Annotated in this window: 12 protein-coding genes, 1 tRNA gene and 1 pseudogene; 7 read left to right on the forward strand and 7 right to left on the reverse strand. The window is 40.9% G+C overall.

Annotated elements, in window-relative coordinates:
- Positions 1–66: 66 nt before the first annotated feature.
- From BLS46_RS00700 to BLS46_RS00720, 4 genes are all read right to left on the reverse strand, one after another.
- Positions 67–1149 (reverse strand): tyrosine-type recombinase/integrase, encoded by a 1083-nt coding sequence (locus BLS46_RS00700; protein WP_093584723.1) that lies wholly within the window; start codon positions 1147–1149, stop codon positions 67–69.
- Between the two features lie 125 nt (positions 1150–1274).
- A complete protein-coding gene (locus tag BLS46_RS00705) occupies positions 1275–1994 on the reverse strand; it encodes an SNARE domain-containing protein (RefSeq protein WP_093584726.1) in 720 nt (239 codons plus the stop codon).
- Between the two features lie 42 nt (positions 1995–2036).
- Positions 2037–2849: a helix-turn-helix domain-containing protein gene (locus tag BLS46_RS00710; protein ID WP_093584729.1), complete on the reverse strand. Its 813-nt coding sequence runs from the start codon at positions 2847–2849 to the stop codon at positions 2037–2039.
- 319 nt (positions 2850–3168) lie between these two features.
- On the reverse strand, positions 3169–3942 hold the full coding sequence (locus tag BLS46_RS00720; protein WP_093584735.1) for a DUF4393 domain-containing protein: 774 nt from the start codon (positions 3940–3942) through the stop codon (positions 3169–3171).
- A 151-nt stretch (positions 3943–4093) separates the two neighbouring features.
- Here BLS46_RS00720 and BLS46_RS00725 point away from each other — a divergent pair, with 151 nt between their 5' ends.
- Complete coding sequence (locus BLS46_RS00725; RefSeq protein WP_093584738.1) at positions 4094–4279, forward strand: helix-turn-helix domain-containing protein; 186 nt, start codon at positions 4094–4096, stop codon at positions 4277–4279.
- Positions 4280–4448: 169 nt separating this feature from the next.
- Here BLS46_RS00725 and BLS46_RS09780 read toward each other — a convergent pair.
- Both BLS46_RS09780 and BLS46_RS00730 read right to left on the reverse strand, forming a co-directional pair.
- Positions 4449–4565: pseudogene (locus BLS46_RS09780) on the reverse strand (fucose isomerase); the annotation flags it as partial.
- A 204-nt stretch (positions 4566–4769) separates the two neighbouring features.
- A tRNA-Ser gene (locus tag BLS46_RS00730) sits at positions 4770–4857 on the reverse strand.
- 161 nt (positions 4858–5018) lie between these two features.
- Between BLS46_RS00730 and BLS46_RS00735 the strand changes: the two genes are divergently transcribed.
- The 4 genes from BLS46_RS00735 (at position 5019) to BLS46_RS00750 (ending at position 11009) form a co-directional block, all read left to right on the forward strand.
- The gene (locus BLS46_RS00735) at positions 5019–5759 is read left to right on the forward strand and encodes a DeoR/GlpR family DNA-binding transcription regulator (protein ID WP_093584741.1); all 741 of its coding nucleotides are present in this window, start codon (positions 5019–5021) and stop codon (positions 5757–5759) included.
- Positions 5756–6667, forward strand: a complete 912-nt coding sequence (pfkB, locus tag BLS46_RS00740; protein WP_093584744.1) for a 1-phosphofructokinase — start codon at positions 5756–5758, stop codon at positions 6665–6667. The genes BLS46_RS00735 and pfkB overlap by 4 nt, the downstream gene beginning before the upstream one ends.
- Positions 6664–8616, forward strand: a complete 1953-nt coding sequence (locus tag BLS46_RS00745; RefSeq protein ID WP_093584747.1) for a PTS fructose transporter subunit IIABC — start codon at positions 6664–6666, stop codon at positions 8614–8616. Before pfkB ends, BLS46_RS00745 begins: the two co-directional genes overlap by 4 nt.
- An 86-nt stretch (positions 8617–8702) precedes the next feature.
- The gene (locus BLS46_RS00750; protein WP_093584750.1) at positions 8703–11009 is read left to right on the forward strand and encodes a DNA translocase FtsK; all 2307 of its coding nucleotides are present in this window, start codon (positions 8703–8705) and stop codon (positions 11007–11009) included.
- Positions 11010–11053: 44 nt separating this feature from the next.
- Here the strand turns inward: BLS46_RS00750 and BLS46_RS00755 are convergent, their stop codons facing one another.
- Entirely contained in the window at positions 11054–11479 is a 426-nt protein-coding gene (locus BLS46_RS00755; protein WP_093584753.1) for a DUF6556 family protein, read from the reverse strand.
- 137 nt (positions 11480–11616) lie between these two features.
- Between BLS46_RS00755 and BLS46_RS00760 the strand changes: the two genes are divergently transcribed.
- Both BLS46_RS00760 and thiI read left to right on the forward strand, forming a co-directional pair.
- The gene (locus BLS46_RS00760; protein ID WP_093584756.1) at positions 11617–12759 is read left to right on the forward strand and encodes a cysteine desulfurase family protein; all 1143 of its coding nucleotides are present in this window, start codon (positions 11617–11619) and stop codon (positions 12757–12759) included.
- A gap of 8 nt (positions 12760–12767) precedes the next feature.
- Positions 12768–13982 carry a tRNA uracil 4-sulfurtransferase ThiI gene (gene thiI, locus BLS46_RS00765; protein WP_093584759.1) on the forward strand — a complete coding sequence of 405 codons (1215 nt, stop codon included), beginning with the start codon at positions 12768–12770 and terminating at the stop codon, positions 13980–13982.
- Positions 13983–14006: the final 24 nt, after the last annotated feature.

Genomic DNA, 14006 nt, shown 5'->3' on the forward strand with positions numbered 1-14006 from the left:
TGGTATTCTTTTGCAGAAAAGGCAGACCCTAAAACAGACCCTCTTTTTGAAGAAGGTCTGTCGTATTTAAAAATCAATATAATTTGCAAATCGTTCTCCGATATCGTCCTTGGCTTGCTTGGTTATGTGAGTATAAACGTTCATGGTCGTTTTTAAGTCAGAGTGTCCTAGACGATGTTGGACTTGCTTCAAGGTCATACCAGCATCAAAGCATAGGCTAGCATGCGTGTGTCTGAATCCATGGATTTTGATTGGACGCAGGTCGCTTCCTTCAACAATTTTGATAAGCCATTTTCTGGGAAGAGTGCTTGGAATTGGTTTCTTAAATTCATTTTCAAAAATATATTTGGTATTTGGATTTTGTTTTCTCCATTTTTTCAAAATATTTTTTGTCTTTTTATCCAGGCTAATCAGTCTATTGCTGCTGACCGTTTTGGTATTACCTATTTCTTCGTCTCCAAACCCCCTTGTAATAGCCTTATTTATGTCCAGAGTATTATCTGTCCAGTCACTCCATTCAAGGGCTAAAATCTCCCCTTTTCGAGCGCCTGTGAAGGCTAGAAGACGGAATAGAGTTATCTTCTCTATATCCTTTGTCTTAGCAAAAAGTTTCAAGAACTTTTGAAGTTCGTCTTTGCTGTAAAAGTCGCTCTTGTTATCTGATTTCTTTCTTGTTGATGTAATCACGCTATCGACTGGATTTGTTTCAATGTAGCCATGCCTTATTGCGTATTTGAAAACATTATTCATCAAGCCCTTTAGCTTACGACCATAGACTAGTTTCTTCGACCACTCATTGGCTTGTTCCTGCATTTGGAGCGGTGTTATCGTAGCTATTTTTCGTTTTCCGAAAGCTGGATAGATGTGATTCTTGAAATTCCTAGATGTTTTGATGTAGGTGCTTTCTTGTACAGTTTCAGAATAATCTTTGAGCCACTTTTTAGCAATCTCCTCAACTGTGATTTCTTTCCTGGTTTGCTCGCCACTCTCAATATCGTCCTGAAGTTGAAGTAGTGCTGCCCTTGCTTTTGCTTTTGTGGTAAATCCTTTACGTTTAATATACTTGTCTTTTCCGTTTTCTTTTCCTATGTATATTCTAAAACCATAAGCCGTCTCACCGTTTTTCTTTTTATAAGACTTGATTTCCATTGATTTTTACCTCATTTCTTGATAAAATGGGTATAGTAAAGAGGGCTTTTTAATGCCATTTACTATACAGATCGCCTCACTCTCGTAGTCGCCAAACTTTGAGAGCGTGGGGCTTTTTTGTTTTGTCATATTTCGTCTACTCTATCTTGTAAGATGATCAATTTTTCTTTCAGATCATTCACTCTTGCTAAATTACTATTCATTTCATTTATGTAGCGATTTATTTCATTGTGAATTTCTAAAGCGCTTGTTGGCGCATTTAGGGAGTTGAAATAATTAACTAATTCTTTGCAAAAATTAGCGTATTCGCTGTGATATCTTATTTGCATTTGGCACATCATTAAATCAAATTTATTTTTGTCCCATGTTGGAAAGTCAATATCAAGATTTGTTGGATATTCTTTAGCTGAGTGTATCTCCCATAGTGACGAGTATTTGTCAGCAATAACCTTTCCTTCCTCGGTCAAAAGCGTTTTACCGTCATCATCATAAAGTAAGGATTTATCTTTGAATTTTCTTGTTATTTTTTCAGCGTTCAAATTGTAATCATAGAAAAAATATTGAGGGATTGAGATAGTCGATTTTCTTCCACTTTTTGTTTTACCCCACCAAACCAAGAGCAATAACTCTCTAAGAGGATATCCCTCTTGAGTTATAAATCTATCGTTGTATTTTGGGAAATCAAATCCCCTCCCATAAATTTCATGCATATTAGGTCTTGAGTTTAGTATCCTGAAATATTCGGGCCGATAGTAGTCAAACTCCTTAGATTGGGGAATGATAACAGAAATTTGTCGCGACTCTTTTTGTTTTTTACTTCCAAATAAAAAATTAAATATTCCCATATTAAAAACCTCTCTAATGTGATTCAGTGATTGCACATCTTTTTAAACCTTATAAATATCCACGACTTCGCCGATAATTCGGAAGTCGGTCTCTGGTGTGATTGGCATATCCTTGTACGCAGGGTTCAAGCTATGTAGGTAAGCCTGTTCTTCATCAATAACAAGTTGCTTGATATAAGCATCACCGTTATAGTTGAATACTCCGATAACACCGTCATTCAACTCTACACTTGTCCGAATGAATACCAAATCACCGTCCTGATAGTCTGGCTCCATAGAGTCCCCTTTGATTGGAATAACAAAGTCGGCATCAACATCCACTGGCAACTCAATCTGTTCAACTCGTACATCGTTCAAATACTGGCCTGTACCTGCAGAAGCTGGATGGTCGTAGTAGTCGTAACTATATAACTGAATGATCTCCGATACTTCGTTTATCTTCGTATTTTCTTCGTTTTGATTTTCCAAAAGTTCCTCAGACGTCCGTAGAACGATTTTTTTGTTTGGAGTGGTTAATTGCACTACCTTATCCGTTATCTGCTGTGTGAGCGAATCTGGAGCATCTGGGAGGGGGTGGGTGATAGATATGGATTTTAGATGAGGAGGAGTAGAATTGATTTGAATTTCTTGATCATCATCAAGCTTATCAATTAAAGCTTCTACAGAAATTTGCATACCTTTTGCAATTTTTTCTATCGTCTCATAAGATGGGATAATGGGCTTTTTTGACTTCGGATGTTCATTCTTTTCAAGCATAGAAATATATCCCTTCGTTAAGTCGGACAATTCACAAAAAGCATCCATCGATAACTTGTGCTCCGTTCTATATGATTTTAGTAATTCTCCTAACTTCATAAAAAGTTCCTTTCTATATATTGTTTAATCCATTATACACCTTTAAATAAAAAAAGTAATTTTTTTTGTTTAACACGCTTGACATTTCTTGTTTAACGTGTTAAACTATAATCGAGCTCAAGGAAATAAGAAAAACCAAGAGCAAACAGAGAAAGGAGAAAATATATGATAGAGTTAATTCTAGCATCGTTTCTTGTGTCGTTTGTAGTTTCGTATACAATGATGAAATGGCACTCACTTCAAGTGAATGCCATACTAAAAAAGTATTTATTTGAAACTAATTTGTTGTATAGAAAAACGGCAAGCGAAACTTTGCAACTTATTCAACAACACAAACGTCAATAAAGTTTTTCCCGTAATCTGTAATCGTAAAACATGATCTATCAAGTATTATATCAGGAAATTCTTTTAATATGCCTACGGTTATAGGATGATTTCTTATGAAGTCGTAGTTGCTTTCGTGTGATAGCCAAGTATCAGTTTTAATTGATATAAGTCCAAGTCTTTCTAGATTAACCAAGGAAATAGAATTCTTTTGAAAATCATAGAACTCTTCAGTTAGAAAGATGAGAGGGAAAACAGTTCGGGTGCCATTCTCTGACTTTCTGTACATGTGCATTGTTGGTACTGCTGCTTGTACACCTATTTGTTCCTTTTTTAAGAAACTTAGTATCTTCGCATCCAACACATCCAATTGTTTTATGATTTCTACAAAGGACGAGTGTATTGATTCACTTTTGCGATTGTCGAGCGAACTAGCAATGATTTTGGCAAACATTTTTCGTAATTCTTCTTCTTCAATATAGTATCTGGAAGCATCAAGTGCCGGGCCTAATATCTTAATAGATGGGTCTTGAACATTCTCTGGGGGGATGGTTGCCACTTCTTGCAAGATATCGTTCTTTAACTTTTCTACATTTGCTTCATGGGTTGCTTTCAACAAGGCTGCTCGGCTAGAAATGTTGTGGCCGTAATTGATATACCACCAATCTTGTAATGTTTGAATAGGTCCAGCGAACGCACCGGCTGAAGTAGCTCCTCCTAAAAATCCTGTAACAAGAGGAAGGAAGTCTTGAAATTGGTTAAGGTCCATAATTATTATTTCGTTCTTTCTGTTAAATTTTTGACTAAAACGGTGAGAGGCCCTAGTCAAAATATATTATAATGCAAATGTTTTTATTTGTCAACATATAGTACGAAAAAGGATTTGATGTGTTTAAAAAACACAACATATGGTGTTTTAAATGTGGAATAAAATTGAAAAACAATTAAAAATAAAAGGCTGGTCGATGTATCGCTTGGCTAAGGAATCGGGTGTCCATCCATCCAATTTTTCAAACCTTAAGGCTGAAAGATTAAAAGAAATGTCGTGGACAAATATGTGCAAAATCGCTGATGCACTGGAAATCAGCTTAGATGAATTTAGATAAGGAGGTAAACCATGAAAGAAAAACTAATATGAATTTCTAAAATTCAGAGGCCAGTTTACAAAACGAGAATGGCACGAAATTAACCAAGCCGTCGAAGCTCGTTTAAATCAAAAAGCCGACCAGTTGAAACTGGACGACTCAGATGTAGAAATCATTTCTAAAAGACTAGAATCATGTACCTAAGATTAGAATTGTTTATCCCAAATTTATTTGAAAGCTGGTTGAAGCTTTGTCCTTGTTTTCTTAGTTCATAGATTTGAACTTTATCCTCATAGCTCAATTTCATAATAAAACACCCCAAAAGTTAGATTTTTCTGTCTAACTTTTGGGGTGCAGATCATAAATCAACGTTTTTTATTTTTGTCTTTGGTATTCCTTGGCATTCTTTTGCAGAAAAGGCAGACCCTAAAACAGACCCTCTTTTTTAAAAAAGGATACAACAAAGGATACAACATTTTTGTCGTATCCCCAAAATAATTTTTCTTTTCTACGGAAGACATGGGATTCGAACCCACGCACGCTGTTACACGCCTACCGCGTTTCCAACACGGCCTCTTAAGCCTCTTGAGTAATCTTCCAATACTTACTCAAATAGTCTACCATAAAGGCTCTTATCTTGCAATAAAAATTTTGGAAATGAGAAAAATGATAGAATTTGAAAGAAAATGATAAAAAATGCTTGACTTTGATAGAAATTGTGCTAGAATGAATAGTGTAAACGATAACAGGAGGTGATTAGGTGTTAAAAACTGAGCGGAAGCAACTGATTTTAGAGGAGTTAAATCAACATCATGTAGTTTCCCTAGAAAAGTTGGTTAGTCTATTAGAAACATCAGAATCAACGGTACGAAGAGATTTGGATGAGTTGGAGGCGGAAAACAAGCTTCGCCGTGTGCATGGAGGAGCAGAATTGCCACACTCCTTGCAGGAAGAAGAGACCATTCAAGAAAAATCTGTCAAAAACCTTCAAGAGAAGAAGCTACTGGCTCAAAAAGCAGCCTCTCTTATCAAGGAACAAGATGTTATCTTTATTGATGCTGGAACGACAACTGCTTTTTTAATCAAGGAATTGGTTAATAAGAATATCACAGTTGTGACCAACTCCATTCACCATGCGGTTCAGTTGGTTGAAAAACAGATTTCGACTGTCATGGTTGGAGGAAGTGTCAAGATGGCAACAGATGCATGTATCGGGGGCGTTGCTCTTAACCAAATCAATCAATTGCACTTTGACCGTGCCTTTATCGGGATGAATGGTGTAGACGATGGTTATTATACGACTCCAGATATGGAGGAGGGAGCCGTGAAGCGTGCTATTTTGGAGAATGCCAAACAAACCTATGTCTTGGTGGATTCGTCAAAGATTGGTCAAACTTGCTTTGCCAAGGTAGCACCTCTCAAACGCGCTATTATCATCACAAGTCAAGGGCATGAGCTCTTGCAGGCTATTAAGAAGAAAACGGAGGTAATAGAAGTATGATTTATACAGTCACACTTAATCCATCCATAGACTATATCGTGCGCTTGGACCAAGTTCAAGTCGGCAGTGTCAATCGTATGGACAGTGATGATAAGTTTGCTGGTGGGAAAGGAATCAATGTCAGTCGTGTCTTGAAACGTTTAGATATTCCCAATACAGCAACTGGATTTATCGGAGGCTTTACTGGTAAATTTATCACAGATACCCTTGCAGAGGAAGAAATCGAGACACGTTTTGTCCAAGTAGCAGAAGATACTCGTATCAATGTCAAGATTAAAGCAGACCAAGAAACAGAAATCAATGGGACTGGTCCAAATGTTGAGCCCGAACAACTTGAAGAGTTAAAAGCCATTCTTTCAAGTCTGACAGCAGAAGATACGGTTGTATTTGCGGGTTCGAGTGCTAAAAATCTAGGAAATGTCATCTACAAGGATTTGATTGCCTTGACACGCAAGACTGGTGCGCAAGTGGTTTGTGACTTTGAAGGACAGACATTGATTGATAGTTTGGACTACCAGCCACTTTTGGTTAAACCAAACAATCACGAGCTTGGAGCTATCTTTGGAGTGAAACTCGAAAGTTTGGACCAAATCGAGAACTATGCTCGTCAGTTACTGGCCAAAGGAGCTCAAAACGTCATTATCTCCATGGCTGGGGATGGTGCCCTCCTTGTCACATCTGAGGGAGCTTACTTTGCCAAACCTATCAAGGGAACAGTCAAAAATTCAGTCGGAGCTGGCGACTCTATGGTTGCTGGATTTACAGGTGAGTTTGTCAAATCTAAAGACGCAGTAGAAGCCTTCAAATGGGGAGTGGCTTGTGGAACGGCAACTACCTTTTCGGATGACTTGGCAACAGCGGAATTTATTAAAGAAACATATGAAAAAGTTGAGGTAGAAAAACGATGAAAATTCAAGACCTATTGAGAAAAGATGTCATGTTGCTGGATTTGCAGGCGACTGAAAAAACAGCAGCTATCGAAGAGATGATTCATAGCTTAGTAGATCATGGTTATGTGACGGATGTTGAAACCTTTAAAGAGGGAATTTTAGCGCGTGAAGCTCTCACTTCCACTGGTTTGGGTGACGGAATTGCTATGCCCCACAGCAAGAACTCTGCTGTAAAAGAAGCAACGGTTCTTTTTGCCAAGTCAAACAAGGGGGTTGACTATGAGAGTTTGGATGGGCAACCAACAGACCTCTTCTTCATGATTGCAGCTCCGGAAGGTGCCAATGATACTCACTTGGCAGCCTTGGCAGAATTGTCTCAATACTTGATGAAAGACGGTTTCGCTGACAAACTTCGTCAAGTAACATCTGCAGATCAAGTTATCGAACTATTTAACCAAGCTTCAGAAAAAGCTGAGGAACCTGTTCAAGCACCTGCCAATGAATCTGGTGACTTTATCGTAGCTGTTACAGCTTGTACGACAGGTATTGCCCACACTTACATGGCCCAAGAAGCCCTTCAAAAAGTAGCCGCCGAAATGGGTGTTGGGATCAAGGTAGAAACCAACGGTGCCAGCGGTGTTGGGAACCAACTAACATCAGAGGACATCCGTAAGGCTAAAGCAGTTATCATCGCAGCAGATAAGGCTGTTGAGATGGATCGTTTCGACGGCAAACCATTGGTTAATCGTCCAGTTGCAGACGGTATCCGTAAGACAGAAGAATTGATCAACTTGGCTCTTTCAGGAGATGCTGAAGTTTACCATGCTGCTAATGGAGCAAAAGCGTCAGAAACAACTACTGAAAAACAAAGCATCGGTGGTGCCTTCTACAAACACTTGATGAGTGGTGTATCTCAAATGTTGCCATTCGTTATCGGTGGTGGTATCATGATTGCCCTTGCTTTCTTGATTGATGGTGCTTTGGGTGTGCCACAAGATAGTCTTGGCAATCTCGGATCCTACCATGAGCTAGCTTCTATGTTCATGAAAATTGGTGGAGCGGCCTTTGGTTTGATGCTCCCAGTCTTTGCAGGATATGTTGCCTACTCTATTGCTGAAAAACCAGGTTTGGTAGCAGGTTTCGTGGCAGGTGCTATTGCTAAAGAAGGTTTTGCCTTTGGTAAAATTCCTTATGCCGCAGGTGGTGAAGCAACTTCAACTCTTGCAGGTGTATCATCTGGTTTCCTAGGTGCCCTTGTTGGTGGATTTATCGCAGGTGCCTTGGTTCTTGCTATCAAGAAATACGTTAAAGTTCCTCGTTCACTTGAAGGTGCTAAATCAATCCTTCTCTTGCCACTTCTTGGAACAATCTTGACAGGATTTGTTATGTTGGCTGTTAACATTCCAATGGCAGCAATCAACACTGCTATGAATGACTTTCTAGGCGGTCTTGGAGGAGGTTCAGCTGTCCTTCTTGGCATCGTTCTTGGTGGAATGATGGCTGTTGACATGGGTGGACCAGTCAACAAAGCTGCTTATGTCTTTGGTACAGGTACGCTTGCAGCGACTGTTTCTTCAGGTGGTTCTGTAGCCATGGCAGCAGTTATGGCTGGAGGAATGGTGCCACCTCTTGCTATCTTTGTCGCAACCCTTCTTTTCAAAGATAAATTTACCAAAGAAGAACGCAACTCTGGTTTGACAAACATCATCATGGGCTTGTCATTTATCACTGAGGGAGCGATTCCATTTGGTGCAGCCGACCCAGCTCGTGCGATCCCAAGTTTCATCCTTGGTTCAGCAGTAGCAGGCGGACTCGTTGGTCTTGCTGGAATCAAACTCATGGCACCACACGGAGGAATCTTCGTTATCGCCCTAACTTCAAATGCTCTACTTTACCTTGTCTTTGTCTTGATTGGTGCGATTGTAAGTGGTGTGGTTTATGGTTACCTACGCAAACCACAAGCATAAAAAGGATCAGAATAGAAAGATTGTTACCATTTGGTGCAATCTTTTTCTCTGTTCGAAATGGCTGTGAAATATGGTATAATAAAAGAATGGCAAACAAGAATACTACAAAAACAAGACGAAGACCGTCTAAAGCAGAACTCGAAAGAAAACAGGCTATTCAGAGGATGTTGATTTCCTTAGGAATTGCCTTATTGTTGATTATTGCAGCCCTCAAACTCGGCGCGGCTGGTATTACTCTTTATAATCTCATTCGACTGGTGGTCGGAAGTTTGGCCTACGTGGCTATAGGTGCCCTCCTCATCTATCTTTTTCTTTTTAAATGGATACGCAAGAAGGAGGGGCTTCTGTCAGGATTTCTTTGTATCTTTGCTGGCTTGCTCTTGATTTTTGAGGCCTACTTGGTATGGAAATATGGCTTGGAGCAGTCAGTTTTAAAAGGAACCTTGTCTCAAGTTATGACGGACCTGACTGGTATGCGGGTGACTAGCTTCGCTGGTGGAGGCCTGCTTGGTGTTGGACTTTATATCCCCATTGCCTTTCTTTTCTCAAATATCGGCTCCTACTTTATTGGAGTTCTCTTGATTCTAGTTGGGGCACTCTTGGTTAGTCCTTGGTCTATTTATGATGTTGCAGCCTTTATTGGAGCTCAGTTCAGATCCTTCATGGAAAAACAGGAACAGAGAAAACAGGAACGCTTTATCAAGAGGGAAGAAGAAAAGGCTCGTCAAGAAGCTGAAGAAGCAGCCAGAATTCAGAGAGAACAAGAAGAACAGGATGCCCTACCGCTTCCTCCTGTAGATACTGAAACGGGAGAAATCTTATCAGAGGTACCAGTCTACGATCTCCCACCAATTCCTGAGGAAGAATGGATTGAACCAGAGATTATCCTTCCTCAAGCTGACTTAGAAGTTTCAGATGTGGAAGAAGACTTTGAGGATGAAGAGGTGCAGGTTGATTTTTCTGCTAAGGAAGCCCTCGAATACAAGCTACCAAGCTTGCAACTCTTTGCGCCAGATAAACCCAAAGATCAGTCCAAGGAAAAGAAGATTGTTCGAGAAAATATCAAAATCCTAGAAGAAACATTTGCCAGCTTTGGTATTAAGGTAACAGTTGAACGGGCTGAAATTGGACCATCAGTGACCAAGTATGAAGTCAAACCAGCAGTTGGTGTACGGGTTAACCGCATTTCCAATCTGGCTGACGACTTAGCGTTAGCTCTAGCAGCCAAGGATGTTCGGATTGAGGCTCCAATACCTGGTAAATCCTTAGTCGGAATTGAGGTTCCTAACTCTGAAATTGCGACCGTTTCCTTCCGTGAACTCTGGGAACAGTCTCAGACTAAACCAGAAAATCTCCTCGAAATTCCTCTAGGTAAGGCTGTCAATGGAACTGCTCGTACCTTTGACCTTTCCAAAATGCCCCACTTACTTGTTGCAGGTTCAACGGGATCAGGGAAGTCAGTCGCAGTTAATGGCATTATCGCTAGCATTCTCATGAAGGCAAGACCCGACCAGGTCAAGTTTATGATGGTCGATCCTAAGATGGTTGAGTTGTCTGTTTACAATGATATTCCCCATCTCTTGATTCCAGTTGTGACCAATCCACGCAAGGCCAGCAAGGCTCTCCAAAAGGTGGTGGATGAGATGGAAAACCGGTATGAACTCTTTGCTAAGGTTGGTGTGCGAAATATCGCTGGTTACAATGCCAAGGTCGAAGAATTTAATAGCCAATCTGAGTACAAACAAGTACCCCTGCCTTTGATTGTTGTCATTGTGGACGAGTTGGCAGACCTCATGATGGTGGCTAGCAAGGAAGTGGAAGATGCCATCATTCGTCTCGGACAGAAGGCGCGTGCTGCAGGGATTCACATGATTCTCGCAACGCAGCGGCCATCGGTTGATGTTATCTCTGGTCTTATCAAGGCTAATGTCCCCTCTCGTGTGGCTTTTGCAGTTTCATCAGGTACAGATTCACGAACCATCTTGGATGAAAATGGAGCTGAAAAATTGCTTGGTCGAGGAGACATGCTCTTTAAACCAATTGATGAAAATCATCCAGTCCGTCTGCAAGGATCCTTCATCTCAGATGATGATGTTGAACGCATCGTAAACTTCATCAAGGCTCAGGCGGATGCGGACTACGATGAAAGCTTTGACCCAGGAGATGTTCCTGAAAATGAAGGAGATTTCTCAGACGGTGAAGCTGGTGGCGATCCGCTTTTTGAAGAAGCTAAGGCTTTGGTTATCGAAACCCAGAAAGCTAGCGCTTCGATGATTCAGCGTCGTTTGTCGGTTGGATTTAACCGTGCGACCCGCCTTATGGAAGAACTCGAAATGGCAGGTGTTATCGGTCCAGCTGAGGGAACCAAACCACGAAAAGTATTGCAACAATAAAAAAATAGCTTCTTTCCAAATTTGGAAAGAAGCTATTTTTGTGATTACTGGTTCGTTTTAGTTTCAGAACTCGTCGTATTTGACTGTGCTTTGTTATCGCTTGTTTCTTTATTTGTAGCAGGTGTAGAAGAGTCCTGAGTTGTTGTTTTCTGTTCTTCTTTTTTCTCCTCTTTCTTGTTGGATTGAGAAGTTTCTTCTTGTGGGCTATTTTCTTTAGTAGAAGTGTTGTCCTTGTTAGGTGTAGTATTTTCCTGAGGGGATTCCTTTTGAATTTCCTTGACAACAGTTGTTTGGGTTGTTGTAGGCTCTTTCTTATTGTTTTTATTATTATCCATAGCGTTCATGATGGTGATACTAGCGGTGATCAGACCAAGGATACTACCGATGGTAGCAATCGTTTTTTGAAAGACAGTGAATCCCTTTTTGATATGTTCTGTTTTTGGTTTTGAAGTTCTACGATAGTTAGACATGATACTCTCCTTTGATTATGATTTATTATACCTCATTTCTTTAAAAAAATCTTAAAAAAAGAGAAACTTCCCTTTCTTGTCGCAGGTCTCTTTTCGTGATACAATAGAGGGAGTGATTTTAGAAAGCGTGAGAAAATATGATCTACTTTGATAATTCGGCGACAACTAAGCCTTATACTGAAGCTCTAGAGACCTATATGCAGGTCGCTTCGAAAATTGTAGGAAATCCGTCTAGTCTCCATCGTTTGGGAGACCAGGCAACACGAATCTTAGATGCTTCTCGGCAGCAAATTGCAGATTTGATTGGTAAGAAAAGTGACGAAATCTTCTTTACCTCTGGTGGAACAGAAGGAGATAACTGGATCATCAAGGGTGTAGCCTTTGAAAAAGCCCAGTTTGGCAAGCACATCATCGTATCAGCTATTGAGCATCCAGCAGTCAAGGAGTCAGCACTCTGGCTGAAAAGTCAAGGTTTTGAGGTGGATATTGCCCCAGTTGATGAGAAAGGATTTGTAGATGTCAAGGCTCTAGCAAGTTTGATTCGACCTGATACGACCCTCGTTTCCATCATGGCAGTTAACAATGAAATTGGGTCTATCCAACCTATTGAGGCTATCTCAGAACTTTTGGCAGACAAGCCGACCATTTCCTTCCACGTGGATGCGGTTCAGGCGCTTGCCAAGATTCCGACTGAAAAATATCTGACAGAACGAGTGGATTTTGCGACTTTCTCTAGTCACAAGTTTCACGGAGTTCGAGGTGTTGGATTTATCTATATCAAGTCAGGCAAGAAAATCACGCCTCTTTTAACAGGTGGTGGTCAAGAGCGCGATTATCGCTCGACAACTGAAAATGTGGCAGGGATTGCAGCGACTGCCAAAGCTCTCCGATTGGCTATGGAAAAGCTAGACCTGTTTATATCTAAGACAAGCCAGATGAAAGCAGTCATTCGCCAAGCTCTTCTGGATTATCCAGATATTTTTGTCTTTTCAGATGAGGATGACTTCGCCCCTCATATTCTGACTTTTGGGATTAAGGGTGTTCGTGGAGAAGTCATCGTCCATGCCTTTGAAGACTATGATATTTTCATTTCAACGACCTCTGCTTGTTCGTCCAAGGCTGGAAAACCTGCAGGCACCTTGATTGCCATGGGAGTGGACAAAGATAAGGCGCAGTCAGCTGTGCGCCTAAGTCTAGATCTGGAAAATGATATGAGTCAGGTTGAGCAGTTTTTGACCAAGCTAAAATTAATTTACAATCAAACTAGAAAAGTAAGATAGGAGCATTCATGCAGTATTCAGAAATTATGATTCGCTACGGAGAGTTGTCAACCAAGGGCAAAAACCGTATGCGGTTCATCAATAAACTTCGTAATAATATTTCAGACGTTTTGTCCATCTATCCTCAAGTTAAGGTAACCGCTGATCGTGACCGTGCCCACGTTTACCTCAATGGAGCCGATTACACAGCAGTAGCAACATCTCTCAAGCAAGTCTTCGGGATTCAAAACTTTTCTCCAGTTTACAAAGTTGAAAAGTCTGTTGAAACTCTCAAAGCTGCCGTGCAAAAGATTATGCAAGACATCTACAAGAAGGGCATGACCTTTAAAATCTCTAGTAGACGTAGCGACCACAGCTTTGAATTGGACAGTCGTGAACTTAACCAAACCCTTGGTGGTGCTGTTTTTGACGTAATTCCAACTATTCAAGCCCAAATGAAAAACCCTGATATCACTCTTCAGGTGGAGATTCGTGAGGAAGCTGCTTATCTTTCCTATGAAACCATTCGTGGAGCAGGTGGTTTACCAGTGGGTACTTCTGGTAAGGGCATGCTCATGTTGTCAGGAGGGATTGACTCACCTGTAGCAGGTTATCTAGCTCTTAAACGTGGGGTAGATATCGAGGCGGTTCACTTTGCTAGCCCACCTTACACGAGTCCAGGAGCTCTCAAGAAGGCCCAAGATTTGACCCGTAAATTGACTAAGTTTGGTGGCAATATCCAGTTTATCGAAGTGCCTTTCACTGAGATTCAAGAGGAAATCAAGGCCAAGGCGCCAGAAGCCTACCTCATGACCTTGACGCGTCGCTTTATGATGCGGATTACTGACCGTATCCGTGAGGTGAGAAAGGGTCTGGTCATCATCAACGGGGAGAGTCTAGGTCAAGTAGCGAGCCAGACCTTGGAAAGTATGCAGGCTATCAACGCTGTGACCAACACTCCCATCATTCGTCCCGTGGTTACTATGGACAAGTTGGAAATCATTGACATCGCGCAGGAAATCGATACCTTTGAAATTTCTATCCAGCCTTTTGAGGACTGCTGTACTATTTTTGCGCCTGATCGTCCTAAGACCAATCCTAAGATAGAGAATGCAGAGCAGTATGAAAAACGCATGGATGTTGAAGGCTTGGTTGAGCGAGCAGTGGCTGGTATCATGATCACTGAGATTACACCTCAGGCTGAAAAAGATGCTGTCGATGAGTTAATTGACAATCTCCTCTAATCAGAAAATCCAGAAGAATTCAGA

This window comes from Streptococcus sp. NLAE-zl-C503 (assembly GCF_900104285.1).
Classification (GTDB): domain Bacteria; phylum Bacillota; class Bacilli; order Lactobacillales; family Streptococcaceae; genus Streptococcus.